13 protein-coding genes are annotated in these 14,038 nt (G+C 46.3%); 10 read left to right on the forward strand and 3 right to left on the reverse strand.

What is annotated here, in order from left to right; genetic code table 11:
* Positions 1–191: 191 nt before the first annotated feature.
* The 10 genes from OZ401_RS19315 to OZ401_RS19360 all read left to right on the forward strand — a co-directional run bounded on the left by OZ401_RS19315 (position 192) and on the right by OZ401_RS19360 (position 12,593).
* Positions 192–1,346, forward strand: coding sequence for a cystathionine gamma-synthase (locus tag OZ401_RS19315; RefSeq protein ID WP_341470154.1), 1,155 nt, complete (start codon positions 192–194; stop codon positions 1,344–1,346).
* A 9-nt stretch (positions 1,347–1,355) separates the two neighbouring features.
* Positions 1,356–3,398 carry a hypothetical protein gene (locus tag OZ401_RS19320; protein WP_341470155.1) on the forward strand — a complete coding sequence of 681 codons (2,043 nt, stop codon included), beginning with the start codon at positions 1,356–1,358 and terminating at the stop codon, positions 3,396–3,398.
* Positions 3,399–3,401: 3 nt separating this feature from the next.
* Positions 3,402–4,325, forward strand: a complete 924-nt coding sequence (locus OZ401_RS19325) for a DUF4346 domain-containing protein (protein WP_341470156.1) — start codon at positions 3,402–3,404, stop codon at positions 4,323–4,325.
* Positions 4,303–5,517: a glycosyltransferase family 4 protein gene (locus tag OZ401_RS19330; RefSeq protein ID WP_341470157.1), complete on the forward strand. Its 1,215-nt coding sequence runs from the start codon at positions 4,303–4,305 to the stop codon at positions 5,515–5,517. The genes OZ401_RS19325 and OZ401_RS19330 overlap by 23 nt, the downstream gene beginning before the upstream one ends.
* On the forward strand, positions 5,514–6,077 hold the full coding sequence (gene pth, locus OZ401_RS19335) for an aminoacyl-tRNA hydrolase (RefSeq protein ID WP_341470158.1): 564 nt from the start codon (positions 5,514–5,516) through the stop codon (positions 6,075–6,077). The genes OZ401_RS19330 and pth overlap by 4 nt, the downstream gene beginning before the upstream one ends.
* A gap of 307 nt (positions 6,078–6,384) precedes the next feature.
* The gene (locus tag OZ401_RS19340; RefSeq protein WP_341470159.1) at positions 6,385–6,666 is read left to right on the forward strand and encodes a hypothetical protein; all 282 of its coding nucleotides are present in this window, start codon (positions 6,385–6,387) and stop codon (positions 6,664–6,666) included.
* Between the two features lie 132 nt (positions 6,667–6,798).
* Positions 6,799–9,729 carry a tetratricopeptide repeat protein gene (locus tag OZ401_RS19345; RefSeq protein ID WP_341470160.1) on the forward strand — a complete coding sequence of 977 codons (2,931 nt, stop codon included), beginning with the start codon at positions 6,799–6,801 and terminating at the stop codon, positions 9,727–9,729.
* 141 nt (positions 9,730–9,870) lie between these two features.
* Positions 9,871–10,470: a superoxide dismutase gene (locus OZ401_RS19350; protein ID WP_341470161.1), complete on the forward strand. Its 600-nt coding sequence runs from the start codon at positions 9,871–9,873 to the stop codon at positions 10,468–10,470.
* A 3-nt stretch (positions 10,471–10,473) separates the two neighbouring features.
* Positions 10,474–10,800 carry a hypothetical protein gene (locus OZ401_RS19355; protein ID WP_341470162.1) on the forward strand — a complete coding sequence of 109 codons (327 nt, stop codon included), beginning with the start codon at positions 10,474–10,476 and terminating at the stop codon, positions 10,798–10,800.
* Between the two features lie 311 nt (positions 10,801–11,111).
* Entirely contained in the window at positions 11,112–12,593 is a 1,482-nt protein-coding gene (locus tag OZ401_RS19360) for an MFS transporter (RefSeq protein ID WP_341470163.1), read from the forward strand.
* Positions 12,594–12,663: 70 nt separating this feature from the next.
* Here the strand turns inward: OZ401_RS19360 and OZ401_RS19365 are convergent, their stop codons facing one another.
* From OZ401_RS19365 to OZ401_RS19375, 3 genes are read right to left on the reverse strand one after another with little or no spacing between them, the layout of a single operon-like run.
* Positions 12,664–13,137 carry an SRPBCC family protein gene (locus OZ401_RS19365; protein ID WP_341470164.1) on the reverse strand — a complete coding sequence of 158 codons (474 nt, stop codon included), beginning with the start codon at positions 13,135–13,137 and terminating at the stop codon, positions 12,664–12,666.
* A 20-nt stretch (positions 13,138–13,157) separates the two neighbouring features.
* Positions 13,158–13,658 carry an SRPBCC family protein gene (locus tag OZ401_RS19370; protein WP_341470165.1) on the reverse strand — a complete coding sequence of 167 codons (501 nt, stop codon included), beginning with the start codon at positions 13,656–13,658 and terminating at the stop codon, positions 13,158–13,160.
* On the reverse strand, positions 13,651–13,983 hold the full coding sequence (locus tag OZ401_RS19375; RefSeq protein WP_341470166.1) for an ArsR/SmtB family transcription factor: 333 nt from the start codon (positions 13,981–13,983) through the stop codon (positions 13,651–13,653). The genes OZ401_RS19370 and OZ401_RS19375 overlap by 8 nt, the downstream gene beginning before the upstream one ends.
* Between the last annotated feature and the right edge of the window lie 55 nt (positions 13,984–14,038).

Raw genomic sequence — 14,038 nt, forward strand, 5'->3', positions numbered from 1 at the left:
GACAACAGCATAAATAATATAAAGGTGTGACCGGACTCACTATAGTATTCCCAATTCAGTTTTCAATTACTTGGAATAGATGGTTGTGCTTCGATGCAACCTGTTTTTATGATTACCGTGTGGGCTATGGTAAAATAGGGCGAGTTTGGAAAGAATCAGATAAATTTCAGTAAGAAAGTAGAATTATAAAGATGAAGGGCGATTATAATAAAGCTGGATTTGAAACTCGTGCTATTCATGCCGGGCAACCCGCCGACCCCCAAACCGGAGCGGTATCTGTTCCAATTTACCAGACTTCTACCTATGCACAGGAGGAAGTAGGCAAGCATAAGGGCTACGAATATTCGCGTACTCATAACCCTACTCGTACCGCACTGGAACTGTGCGTTGCTTCGTTGGAAGGCGGCGAAAACGCGCATGCCCTTGCCTTTGCCAGTGGGCTAGGCGCAGAGACAACTCTATTGCTTAGTTTGCGTTCTGGCGACCATGTGCTGCTCAGTGATGATGTTTACGGTGGCACTTATCGCTTGTTTGCAAAGGTCTTGAGCCAATATGGTATCCAGTTCGACCTTGCCGATCTGACAGACCTTGAACGCGCTGCCGGGAAGATGCGTACTACCACTAAACTGGTGTGGCTGGAAACGCCCACCAACCCTTGGTTGAAGGTAATCGACATTGCTTCGGTGGCGGAGATGGCGCATAACGCCGGTTCGTTGTTGGTAGTAGATAATACTTTCGCCTCGCCCTATTTGCAACGCCCCTTGGAGTTTGGCGCAGATGTGGTCTTGCACAGTAGCACCAAGTATCTGGGCGGGCATAGCGATGCGGTAGGCGGTTTGCTGGTGATGCGTGATAAAGAACTACGTGACCGCATCGCCTTTTTCCAGAATGCGGCAGGCGCAGTGCCGGGTCCCTTCGATAGTTGGCTGATTATGCGCGGCATCAAAACTCTGCCAATACGCATGCGAGCGCATCAGGAAAATGCGCTGGCGATTGGTCATTTTCTTGAACAGCATCCCAAAGTTGAGCAAGTAATGTATCCCGGTTTGCCGAGCCATCCGCAGCACGAACTGGCGAAAAAGCAAATGAACGGTTTTGGCGGAATGCTCTCTTTTATCACGAAGGGCGGAGAAGCGGAAGCGCGTGCCATCGTAGCGCGTACCAAAATCTTTACGCTGGCGGAAAGCCTCGGTGGAGTGGAATCCTTGATTGAATATCCCGGCGCAATGACCCATGCGAGTCTAGCAGGTAGCCCCATTGAAATGAACCCGGCGTTGGTTCGACTTTCGGTGGGTATTGAATCTACCGAAGATTTGCTGCACGATCTCGAACAGGCGTTGGGCTAATTCCGTAAAATGACGGAGGACGCTCAGCACAACCACACTAAACAATCTAGCGGACTAATTTTCCGATTGGCAACACTAGGGATGTTGTTGTTGGCGTTTGTGGCTCTGCTGATTCTTTCTACTGTGCCCCCGGAACTGGAAGTATCTTTGCTCGGTAGTAATAGTTCCAAAAGTAATTTGCAAGGTTTAAACCAATTTGTGTCTGTGCAACGCACCAGCTTTTCTGCCTTGCAAATTGACGAGTCAAGTGGAAAGACCTTCCAGCGAATTGCAAGTGATACTCCCGCCACAATTCGTCTTGCCGCTTTCAGCTATCATCAGGTTAGCTTGAAGCTGGTTTTTCAAGGCGATCCGGTGCAGGTTCAGGCAAACGGGCAACCACTTGCCGCTTTGCCCTCGACTCCCGCTTTTAAAGAATACCAACTCTATTTTACGCCCGTTCGGTTGGATAGCGAAGGCGGGCCTTTTCTGGTATTGAGCTTCACAGGTGACGCGCAAATTTCCGCCGCTACCCTCGATTTTTCCCGCCAATGGCAACCTTTCTTATCGGATTCGGCTTATTTATCGGCAATAGCTACTGGCTTGCTGACGCTCTTGGCAGTTTTAAGCCTGTTGCCCGGTAGGTTTAGAACCCCGCTATCAGGTTTAGTTGCGTTGGTAGGGGGGTTGGCATTGTCGGTCATCGGCTTAATGCTTACAGAGCGGACGCTGGCAGCAGGTTTTAGCGGTGAATTTAATGCGGTGGCGTTCTGGCTTCTAACTGGTTCAGCGCTGTATCTAACAATGTTTGGCTTGGTTTGGAGTGTGATAGCTGCACCAATTATAAACAAAGATGGGTACACATTAGCGTTGTACCCTGTTTTGAAAACTCCTTGGCTTGCTTGGCAAGCACGTTATCCTACTGCTGCTGCTACAGTGGTGATAATTGTTGCCAATACTGGGTTAATGTTCTTGTTTTACGGTGTGTTGCTGGTTAATGACGGTGGCTGGGATGTGTTGGCGCGTTATTGGGATGGTCCAGGCTATTTGTTAGCCGCTAAAACATTCTACGACCCGCACGATTCTATGCTGGCGTTGCCCGGTTTCTCCAAATATTCCAACATTTATTGGTCGGCACATTTCCCCGGTTATGTGTTGCTCATTCGGGTGCTTGCGCCGTTATTGGGCTATATCGCCCCGATGTTTATAATAAACTTTGTGGCGACCCTTATTTTTGGGGTGGTTCTCTATCGCTTGCTAAAAGATTTCGGCTATTCTACCAAACCGTTGTGGTTGTCGGTATTGTTCCTTTTCTTGCCGTTGCGCTGGTTGCTATACCATAGCGTGGGAGCTAGTGAAGGCATGGCATTGATGTTCATTGTGCTGTCTTTCTATGCTTTTAAAAAGCAACAATGGTGGTTGGCAGGGCTGTGGGGCGCAGGTTTGGTGGTGACTCGCGCCAATGGTATTTTTATGCTAGGCGGCTATGGGCTATATCTCTTGTGGGAAGCCCGTATTGGATTTAAAATGGCACAAGCTAAAACTACAATGGCACGAATCTCAGGCTATATTGCGGCGATAAACTGGAGGGCGGTGGCAGGATTAACCCTGATGCCACTGGCATTGGTGGCGGTTTTCAGTTTGTACGCCGTGCGTTATGGCGACTTCTTTGCTTATATAAAAATCCCGGAAGATGTGAAGCATGTTTTCCCGGTGCCTTTACTCTCGTTGGCTGTCAGTGCCACACGCAGCGAAGGAAATTTTTATTATTATATAATCGAAGCGGCAGGTTTAGCGCTACTTTGGCGGCGCAAGCTATACGACCTGTTTTGGCTTGGCTTTATATTTTTCGTGCCAACCTTGTTTATGTTACATGATGATGTTTTGCGCTACTCTCTTCCGGCTTTTCCATTTGTATTGGTAGTGCCATATGCGTGGTTGCTAGAGGCAAAAATCGTGCGCTATTTCGCCCCTATAGCGCTGCTGGGAGTGCTAATATATAGCTGGTCACAATTGGGTTATAACAAATTGGAAGGGGAGAGTTGGCGACAGATGTTGGAGTTATTGAAATAAACTATGAGTAAAATATCAGACATATACTGGAAGACACGCGAGAAAAGCGGAATCATGTGGCGGCGCAGTGTGGGGCGTGTGGTGGACTGGCCCCCCTCGCCGGGTCGCTTTGTGATTGGCAATGCCGAAAGCGCGGTGGCAGTTTGTACGCTCAGTAGCACCGCACTAATTGACCAACTGAATCCGCATTATGCTGCCATCATCGGGCGAGTTTATACCCCAAATCTGGGGATTGAGCGCATGATTATCAATGTGGTTTCAAACCCCCGCTTGCGTTATCTGGTGCTGTGTGGGCGCGAGTCTCCTGTTTTCAAGGTAGGCGAAGCAACTATAAAAGTATTCGAGAATGGTTTGGATGAGCATGGCAAAATCATCGGGGCGAGCGGCGCGATGGCAGAACTTAATAACCTGACGCCCGAAATGCTTGAGACTTTCCGCAATCAATTCAAGCTGATTGACCTGATTAACGAAGTAAACCCGAAGAAGGTAGACAAGGTACTTGCCGAATATTTTGCACTTAACACTCCACCTTATGCCCCACAGGGAGTTTTCGAGCGTCCTGATAATGAGAACAACTATATCACTATGCAAGCGCACCGCCGCCAATGGCTTGAATTTGACCCATCCGGCTATTTCTTTATCCATATAGACTGGGAACGGCATGAACTCGCGTTGGAACGTTATACCACCGATAAACGTTTGACTCATGTTATTCGGGGGCGTGCTGCCGATGTGCTGTACCACACTGTAATTGCCGAGAAGCTACTCTCGCAGATGGAGCATGCCGCTTATTTGGGTGCGGAACTGGCTAAAGCCGAAACCGCCTTGTATAACGGGCTGAATTACGAACAAGACAAGAAAATCAAAATCTTGGATCGCTCAAGTGCAGCAGAAAGGCTTGAGGATGGCGGTACTCAATCCAGCTAAGCCTCTGAATGTCGGTTTCGATGCCCGCATGGTTTTTTACCGTCAGGCAGGTATCGGACAATATATTCTGAACTTGCTAAGGGAAATGGCACAATTGCGCGACCCTCGATTTCGTTTGACTGTGTACCAGAGCCGCAAGGAGAAATCTACACCACAGCAATGGCTCGGCTTCGAAATGCACTCGCAGAAGTTATGGACACCACCGCACCACCGCTACGAGCAATATGCGCTACCTTTTGAAATCGCGTTGGGTAGCCCTCAAGTTTTGCATAGTCCGGATTTTATTCCGCCTTTATTCCGTCCGGTTTGGTATGGAATTCTCCCTACACGTGCCGCTTCTGTCATCACTATCCACGACCTCGCATTTAAGCAATTCCCGCACTTGCTAACCGAAGAAAGCGCCCGTTATTATGGTCAGATCGAGCGTGCCGCCCGCAGCGCACAGCGCATCATTGCCGTATCGCAAAGTACTGCAAAGGATGTAATAGCTTACCTGAAAGCCTCGCCTGAAAAGGTGCAAGTAGTGTATGAGGCTGCCAATCCGTTGCATCGTCCTCTTACCCCTCCCGAACTGGCAAAACTCGGAAAGTATGGGGCGCATATTGTAGCGGAAAAGCTGCGAAATAAAGGTGTGCGTGAGGATGAACAATTTATCCTATTTGTGAGTACCATCGAACCGCGCAAAAATCTGCCCACCTTGTTACAAGCGTACCGGGGCATGGTCGACCAATTGGGGGGAAGTGCGCCTCGCTTAGTATTGGCAGGGCGCGAAGGTTGGCTATTCCGCGACATTTATCATGAGGCGTTGGATTTAGGACTTGGCGACAAACTCATCTGGTTGGGAGGCGTATCGACCGAAGAGCTTTTGTGGTTGTATAATAGGGCAGCTTGTCTGGTAATGCCTAGCCTGTATGAAGGCTTTGGGTTACCGCCCCTCGAAGCATTGGCTTGCGGCACTCCGGTGCTGGTGGCAGATACCAGTAGTTTGCCCGAAGTGGTAGGGGCAGCAGGTGTAATTTTACCGCCCCAAGAACCGCTTGTTTGGAAAGATGCCTTGCTGGAATTGTGGCAAAATCGCGAGATACGTAGGCGAGAAACACTGGAAAAAGGCATAGCGCAGGCAGCCCGCTTTTCGTGGCGCAAAGCGGCTCAAGAAACCCTTGAAATTTATTTGGAAGCGTACAAAGCATGAAACTGGTAGTAGGGCTGGGCAATCCCGGCTTTCAATATGAAAAGAACCGTCATAATGTAGGCTTTCAATGCCTCGATTTTTTTGCTGTGCAGCATAGTATTAGATTTGATAAAAAGAGTATGCATGCTATTTGGACTAAAACCAGTATCGGGGGGCAAGAGGTGGTGCTGGCAAAACCTCAAACTTACATGAATCTGAGTGGAACCAGCGTGCTACAGCTTGCGAACTTCTACAAGATAAATCCACGTGAGGATTTGCTGGCTATATCGGATGACCTTGACCTACCTACCGGGAAAATCCGATTGCGTACCAATGGAAGTAGCGGCGGACAAAACGGTTTGAAGAATATCTTTGAAGTGTTTGGTACTCAGGAAATTCAGCGCATGCGCATAGGTATCGGGCGACCCCACTACGGTAAACCGCACGATTATGTTCTGAATGATTTCTCGGCGGAACAGGTTCCTATAATTACCGATGCGTTGAAAAAGGCTGCTGAAGCTATCGAAACATGGTTGGCACAGGGAATTGCTAAAGCCATGAATATTTATAATAATTTGTAAAAAGTATCCTCCCCAACTTTTCTGATAGCAAAAGTCGAGGGTTTCGGCTAGAACGAAGTCACTTGAGTGAACCAGAGTGCTTGGGACGTTTGCTAATGGTGGCTTGTTTGGCTTATTTATGGATGGTTTAGCTCGGCATAATAGCGCTAGTGCAGGGTTGGGATAATCCATCGCACCGATCGTTGTGATTTGAGTTTATTTTCACTCGGTGTAGCCGTGTTAGAGTTAGACCATTTTACCAATCTTTCTATGCTTATTTCGGTTGCTTTTATCTCTTTTTCCTTATCCCTTCGCTGCTTATAAGCAGTTGCAAAAATATGTAAGCTCCCTATCCGGCTTTGAACCCCGCTTGTTAATTCCGCCAGAACTATTGGCGCGAGATACCAGCGCAATCAAACCCAGCACAAAGCTAAAACACTATGATGATTTGCTCGATGCAATAATTTGTGCTTATGTAGCATATTTCTATTGGTACTGGGGACAGGAAAAATGTCATATGTTTGGTGATTTAAATCACGGATATATTGTGACACCTATTACTCCAGAACTACGCTATAAAGCTATAGAGTTTAAGAGCGAGAATAGTTGATAAATAAACCGTTTCAGGTTAATATAAGGTTGTAATCATCGGAAATTGTAAGGTTAGATGCCACGATTCAGGCACTTCTAGTTTAGCTATGTTATTTCCTAAGAGTGTCTGGCTTTAGGGTTAAAAGCATTTATGTTGGTAGATAACGATAAACAAATTGAACATTTACGCGAGCGTATCGCTCAAGCATACGAGATATTGGCTACCAATGAACAAGCCGTTTTGTATGCGTCCTCGGCAGAAGAGCTTGATAACTATGAAGCGCGTTTGCTTTCAACACGGATGCGTATCAAAGAATGGAGTGAAGAGCTTGCTGATCTGGTGAAACAAAACCAGCCTCTTGCTGAGCCTACTCTGCCTGAAACAGCAGAGGAAGACACGCAATATGAAACCGCCGGAACTGCGTTTAACTTACGTGATTTAGCCAAAACCGGTTTGCTTCCTAACTTGGCCGATAACGATTTGCCGGAATTGCCTGAATTTATATTTCCTGAAGATGATACCGCTCCTGCACCTGCTATTTCAAGCGAAACTAAGCCTAGCCCGGTTGAGATGGAAGCGCCGGAAGTCAACGAATCGCTTCAAGAACTCCAAGATATGTCTTCTCTCACAGCCTTAGACGAACACACCTTTGGTAACGTTGATGGAGCAGAAGTCCTAACCGATTTCGGAATGGATCCACCGCTTTCAGATGAGGAGATAACCCCCAATCCCACCGAAACAAAACACAATATCCGTATTTTAACGGAACATCTGGAGCAACAACCTACTCGCAAATCTGCGGAGACGGTGCGGATGGGTAAGGTAACGGCTTACCTGAACCGCGCTCAAATGTATATCCGCTTAACCGATTATAGCAGCGCTTTTTCTGACTTGAATCGGGCGATCGATGTAATGCCGGAACGTAGTAACGGTTACCTTGAGCGTGCAAAGCTTTATTTCCAGTTAAAGGATTACCGTCGTGCTTTGGACGACCTCAATAAAACGATTGAGCTTGATGCTAATATTGCTGAGGCATTCTACAAACGCGGTCGTTGCTATTTTATTCTCAAGGAATATCGAAAAGCGGTAGAAGATTATACTCGTACTATTGAGCTAAGCCCTAAAGATGTATATAGCTATAATAATCGCTCTAAAGCGTATCTTTATCTTAACGACGATAAAAACGCTATCGCAGATGCTAGCAAGGCTATAGAACTTAATCCAAATGATCCTTATTCTTATAATAACCGGGGTAAAGCATATTTTTATCTTGAGGATTATCGGAATGCAATGACCGACCTCACCCGTGCTATTGAGCTTGCTCCCCATGAAGCTTATGGTTATAACAATCGTGGGCGTGCTTTTTTCTACCTAAATGATTATCACAATGCTATAAGAGACCTTACCCACTCTATCGATATAGTTTCAGATGATGCTGATACTTTTGCTAACCGGGGTATGGCATACCTAAATATTGGTAACCACCAAAGCGCCATTGCCGATTTTACACAGGCGATTAAACTCCAGCCTCGCAATATATACGCCTACTTTAACCGGGCGCGCTGCTATATGGATATGGGAGAATATAGCAAGGCGTTAGAAGATTTGTCTTTTGTTATAGAATCAAACCCGCATAATGTGCAGGCTTATTATTACCGTGCGCATGCCTCTTTCAAGTTAAAGGAATACTGGGATACTGTGGTTGACATGAATTTTGTGATTCAATCCAGTTCGCCTAACGCCCCGAATCTAAGCGATAATTTGTTGATGCGCGGCACTGCCTACTATAATTTGCAAGATTATGAGCATGCCTTAGGGGATTTTACACGGGTGATTGAGCTTGACCCAATCGATTCTAATGCATACTATCGTAGAGCGCGTACTTCCTTCTATCTAAAGGATTACTCGCGTGCCTTGCAAGACTTCAATAAAGCTATCACTCTCAACCCAAATGATGTTTATGCTTATAACAACCGTGCTAAAACCTCTTTTATGCTTGAGGAATTTATCTCGGCTATTACCGATGCCACCACTGCAATCGAGTTGAGACCGGATGATCCTTTTGGCTATAACAATCGTGGTTATATGTATCTCCAGAATCAGGATTATCCCACTGCACTGGCTGATTTTAACAGGGCGTTGCGTCTTAACCCCAAAGACCCTGAAGTTTTGTCGAATCGTGCTATGGTTCTTCAGCGGTTGAATAAGTTGGAAGATTCCGTTTCTGACCTGACAAATGCTTTAGAAATTGACCCGAATAATTATGATCTTATCCTACGACGGGCGCGTATTTACATGCAACTCAAGCAATTCGATAATGCGCATCTGGATTTAAATAAAGTCATCAAGCTAAAGCCTAAAGAAGCCGAATTGTATAGCTTGCGGGGTTCGGCTTATTATAAGCCACAGGATATGGTTAGGGCTTTGAGCGATTTTAATAAAGCCCTAGAGCTAAATCCGAATGACCCAGATACATTGTACAACCGCGGGGTATGTTATTTCCGTTTGAGTAGTTTCCAGGAAGCGGTCAAGGATTTATCCCAATCTTTGGCTCTAAAAATAATTAACTCAGCGGCTTACAAATATAGAGGCAAAGCTTTCCTTAGTCTGGAAAACTATCGGGCTTCGATAACCGACCTTACCAGAGCTTTAGAGCTTGAACCGCAAGATTCCGAAATCGTTATCTCGCGTGGGATAGCCTATCTACATAATGGCGACTATGACTCCGCTATAGCAGACTTTGATCAGGCTGTTAAAGAATATGCCAATGACCCTCAGATTTATTTTAATCGGAGTAAGGCTTATGCTTCTGTTTTTGAACTTGGTAAAGCCTTGCAGGATATAGATAAGGCAATTGAACTAGAACCAAACAGCCTGCCCGCTTTGATGGCTAAAGCGCAAATCTGTATTCAGTTAGGACGTTTCTCTGAAGCAGTTCAAGTTTATTCACAGGTTTTAAAGCTTGATCCCGAAAATGCCGATGTATATGAAGGGCGCGCGCTTTGCTACGAAAAACTCCGCGACAAGAAGTCCGCACAACGCGATGTTGCATTGGCTAAAAAATTCCGCAAAGGCAAATAAGCTTGACAAGCCCGGTAAAAATACTATACTAAACACTCTGTAATACCAATTTGAGCTTAACCGGGTAAGAAGTTTGCTCGATTAATGAAATATGTAATTCTGCTTGAAGCATTACTTTAAATATTTAAGGAGGATTCCTAAATGGCAATATTGACTGCACAAGCCTATGCCGCCAAAGATTTTAATCTCGCCGGGCTTAATGGCATATCAGATAAAACACTTGAAATACACTTTGCACTCTACAAGGGTTACGTGACCAACACTAACACCCTTAATGAGCAAATTGCCGACCTGATCAACAACGGTAAAATCGGCACTCCTACCTACGCTGAATTGAAACGCCGCCTGGGTTTTGAATACAATGGAATGGTGTTGCACGAATACTACTTCGGTAACCTTAAGAATGGCGGTAGCGATGCTCCCAAGAGTGGCAAATTGATTGATGCCATCTCTGCTGGATATGGCGATTACGAAACTTGGAAGAACGATTTTGTAAAAGTTGGAGCAATGCGCGGTGTGGGTTGGGCGGTAGCTTACCAAGACCCTAGCTCAGGGCGTATTTCTAACCATTGGATTACTCTCCATGAAGATGGCAACCCGGCTGGTTACAAGCCGATTCTGGTTATGGACGTATGGGAACATGCTTTCCTGTTAGACTATAAACCTGCCGAACGTCCCAAATATATTGAAGCCTTCTTCACCAATATCGACTGGTCTGCCGTAGAAGGTCGCTTACTGTAAAGTATGCCGTACGAGAATCAGCCGCCACCGGAGAGTACTCTTGTTCCTGAAAACAGCGAGAACCGCCAGTCCGGGGCGGCTGTTTCTATTAATGAAGAATCCCATGCCGAGCATTATGAATATACCCGGCGACATCTCCGCAAAGATGAACTTAATAATCGCTATAGTCAGGTAGTGCGTGAGATGGAAGAAGCCGGTTGGGAATTCGCCTCTATCAAGGCTACCTACGGTTATGTGCGAACCTTCTGGGAGCAAGAAGGGCGTGGACCGTTTCACGGTTGTTACCTGATTTTTCGTCGCAGAACCTCACGAGAATTGCCAAACCCCTGAATCTGATATAAAATAATCGCTAATAGTTTACTACTTCCTGCCTGAAAATTGCCACTAATTTCCTATTAAGGTTTTAAAGTTCTAACTGTTGTACAGTTAATTACAGCAAAAACCCTGTTCTAGGCAGCCACAAACACGCTAAAGTTCTTATGCAGTATAGAAAATCCATTTAATTGCCAGAACAGGACAGGAACAAAACTCTAGCTGATTTTGAATAAGAAGTGACCCTCACGCTATCAGATTCTGTGAATTAATTTAATCCTGTTCGAACACCTGGTAAAATTAGTACTCCCGAAAAAGAGAGGTACACTATGCACGGTATCAGCACAGGCAGTTCGGGTATCAATTCACCACAACAATCAGAAGCGCCTTTTCGTTTTATGAATTACATCTGGATTTCGTTATACTGGTTTGCGCTTTCATTTTTGTGGGGCGGTTTTCTGAGTATAGTATTGCCGGCTTTAAACAAGCCACTGGCAGAACCTATTTTTGGCAATAACTATGAAACGGCGCGTGGCATCCTCAGTTCAATCGGATTAATTATCGCAATGTTCGTACAGCCTTTATCGGGTGCAATCAGTGATAATTCCTCTCACCCGATGGGGCGGAGGCGACCTTTCATTATCGTGGGTACTCTTGGTGGGTTAGGTGCGTTAGCTCTTTGCGCGTTAGCTTTTAACTGGTGGATTTTATTACTCGGTTATTGTATCTTGCAATTTACCGATAACACGGCACAAGGCGCATACCAAGGTTTGATGCCGGATACTGTGCCGGAAGGAAAACGAGGGCGAGCTTCCGCTTCTCTGGCAATAGCACAGCTTTCAGGGACGCTGTTCGGCGCGGTAGTGCCGGGTATTTTACAGGGAATGATGGGTGATATAGATGGCTCGCGCCTGATGTTGTTGCTGAACGCGGTGATATTTGTTATCGCTATGTCGCTGACTGTAATCTTTGTTAAGGAAAAGCCCTACCACCCAACGGTTAAAATTTCGCCGATGCGTGCTGGTTTCAATATGTTTGGCGGGTTGCGAAAGTATCCAGACTTTTTAATCCTAATGGTGGCGCGTTTTCTGTTTCTAACTGCGCCTGCCTCGATTTCGCTTTTCGCTAAGTCTTTTCTGGAGCGCGAGGGTTTCATCAAGCCTAAAGTTAACGCTGCCGGTCTTCCGGTAGATGCCGATGGCTTAGTGTTGCTTGACCCTTCCAAGTATGTGATAGAAGCCGGTTTCACTTTGAGCATCTTGCTTGGTTTGGTGATTATCGGGGCGGTGGTGGCTTCGTTTCCTGCTTCGCTGCTCTCGGATAAAATCGGGCGCAAGAAGGTAATTTATCTGGCTTCTGTGTTCGGTCTGATAGGCGGTTTGGGGCTGTTCATTCCGCGTATCATGATGGCTAATGCGGTACAAGAGAGCCTGAAGCTTTCCGGCTTTGTCGAGCAACAAGCCTACCTCGATACAGTACGCCCCGGCGCTACTATACTCGTAATCGTTTTCGGCGCATTTATAGGTACCTCATGGGGTTCGTTTATGTCGGTGGACTGGGCTTTCGCCACAGACCTAATACCGCTTTCGGAAGCCGGACGTTTTATGGGATTGAGTAATCTTGCCACTGCCGGTTGCCAAGCGTTTGGCGCATTTGTGGGCGGGTTTATAGTAGATAGCAGTTTGGGCTATAGCGGTTTGTTCGTGGCAATAGCCTTGTACTATCTGATAAGTATCACTATCCTGACGCGCGTAAGGGAAACCCGTGGGCGTGGGGCGCATCCGCTGAATGAGGGTGAAGTGTTAGCCTGAAATTAGAAAAGCGGGGTGTAAAAACCCCGCCCTTTGCATAGGTATCTTACAATATTCCAGAGTTTGGTATTTAGACTAACGTTTGAAGTTGCTGTTCAAAGCGGTCAAGCGCTTCGGTCAGCCCTGCCTCCATACCAGAACCAAGCATGCCATCACGATCCTCCACCGTTTGGAAGACCATTCTATCTGTCATCAATGTTTTGCCGTTGTTGTCTTCGAAAGTCACCGTTTCGAGCAAAACATGTCCCGGCATGCCTTCAAATTCAAATGTGAAGACCAACCTTTCCGGCGCTACAATAGCATGATATACACCGTGGAAAGCGAATTCATCTTCTTCTTTTGCGCGTTGGACATATCGCCAAATGCCGCCCGTTCGCACCTCCATCTTGTCAACGGTAGTGACATACTTGCTTGGTCCCCACCACTTCGGTATCACATCTGGATTAATATAAGTTTCGAAAACGAGGTTACGGGGCGCATCGAAAACCCGCGTAATAACGATTTCCTGTTTTCCCGGTTCAGCAATAAGCTTTATTTTTGACATGGGGTTATGCTCCTTAATGGTTAATTGAAACTATCGGCGAGTTTGTCGAAGGATTCGTTCCAACCCGCTTCTGTCATTTCTCTCATCTCACCAGCCGGAATCCCACTATGACGCAGCGTTAACTTGGTCTTGCCTTCAAACTCTTCAAAAGTCGCCGTTACCAAAAATTCCTGTGGCCAGTCTCCCGGCATCCCGTAATACGATGCAGGAACTACGTTACCTTTCTCATCTGCAAAGTTGTCGGTGCAAACTAAACGCGATGGTGGTACGATTTCTCGGTAAACACCGGTGCTCCAGTAGTCCTTGCCATCGGGACCTCGCATGCAGCAGTGATAAGAACCACCCACTCGCAAATCAATCTTGCATACAGGTGCGATGAAGCCTTTTGGTCCCCACCATTGCATCATAAGGTTTGGATCAGTCCATGCCTTGAAAACAAGTTCTCTCGGTGCGTCGAAAATGCGTGTGATTACAATTTCTTGTTCTCTCAAGGTTGAGGTAGCCGTATTTATGTCATCCATCTTTATGCTCCTTATCTTTACCTTGTAATTCTTGAAGATACTGATCAAGGCGATCAAGCCGCACTTCCCATAAATGGCGGTAAGATTCCAGCCAGCCATCAATCTCGGCTAACGGATCAGTTTGTAGTTCGTACCAGCGACGTTGGGCATCCTGACGCACGCGCACTAAACCCACTTCCCGTAGCACACGCAAATGCTTCGAGATACCGGGCTGACTCATCTCCAGCAAATCTACCAACTCGCCAACTAGGCGAGGTTGTTCGCGGAGTAAGTCCAAAATACGTCTGCGCGTTGGGTCTGCCAATGCCTCAAAAGTTGTCATCATAGAACAAATATACCATATTGGTTATATAACTGTCAAGGCATATAAAGAATCAAAA

Source organism: Candidatus Chlorohelix allophototropha, assembly GCF_030389965.1.
GTDB classification, from domain to species: Bacteria; Chloroflexota; Chloroflexia; order Chloroheliales; family Chloroheliaceae; genus Chlorohelix; species Chlorohelix allophototropha.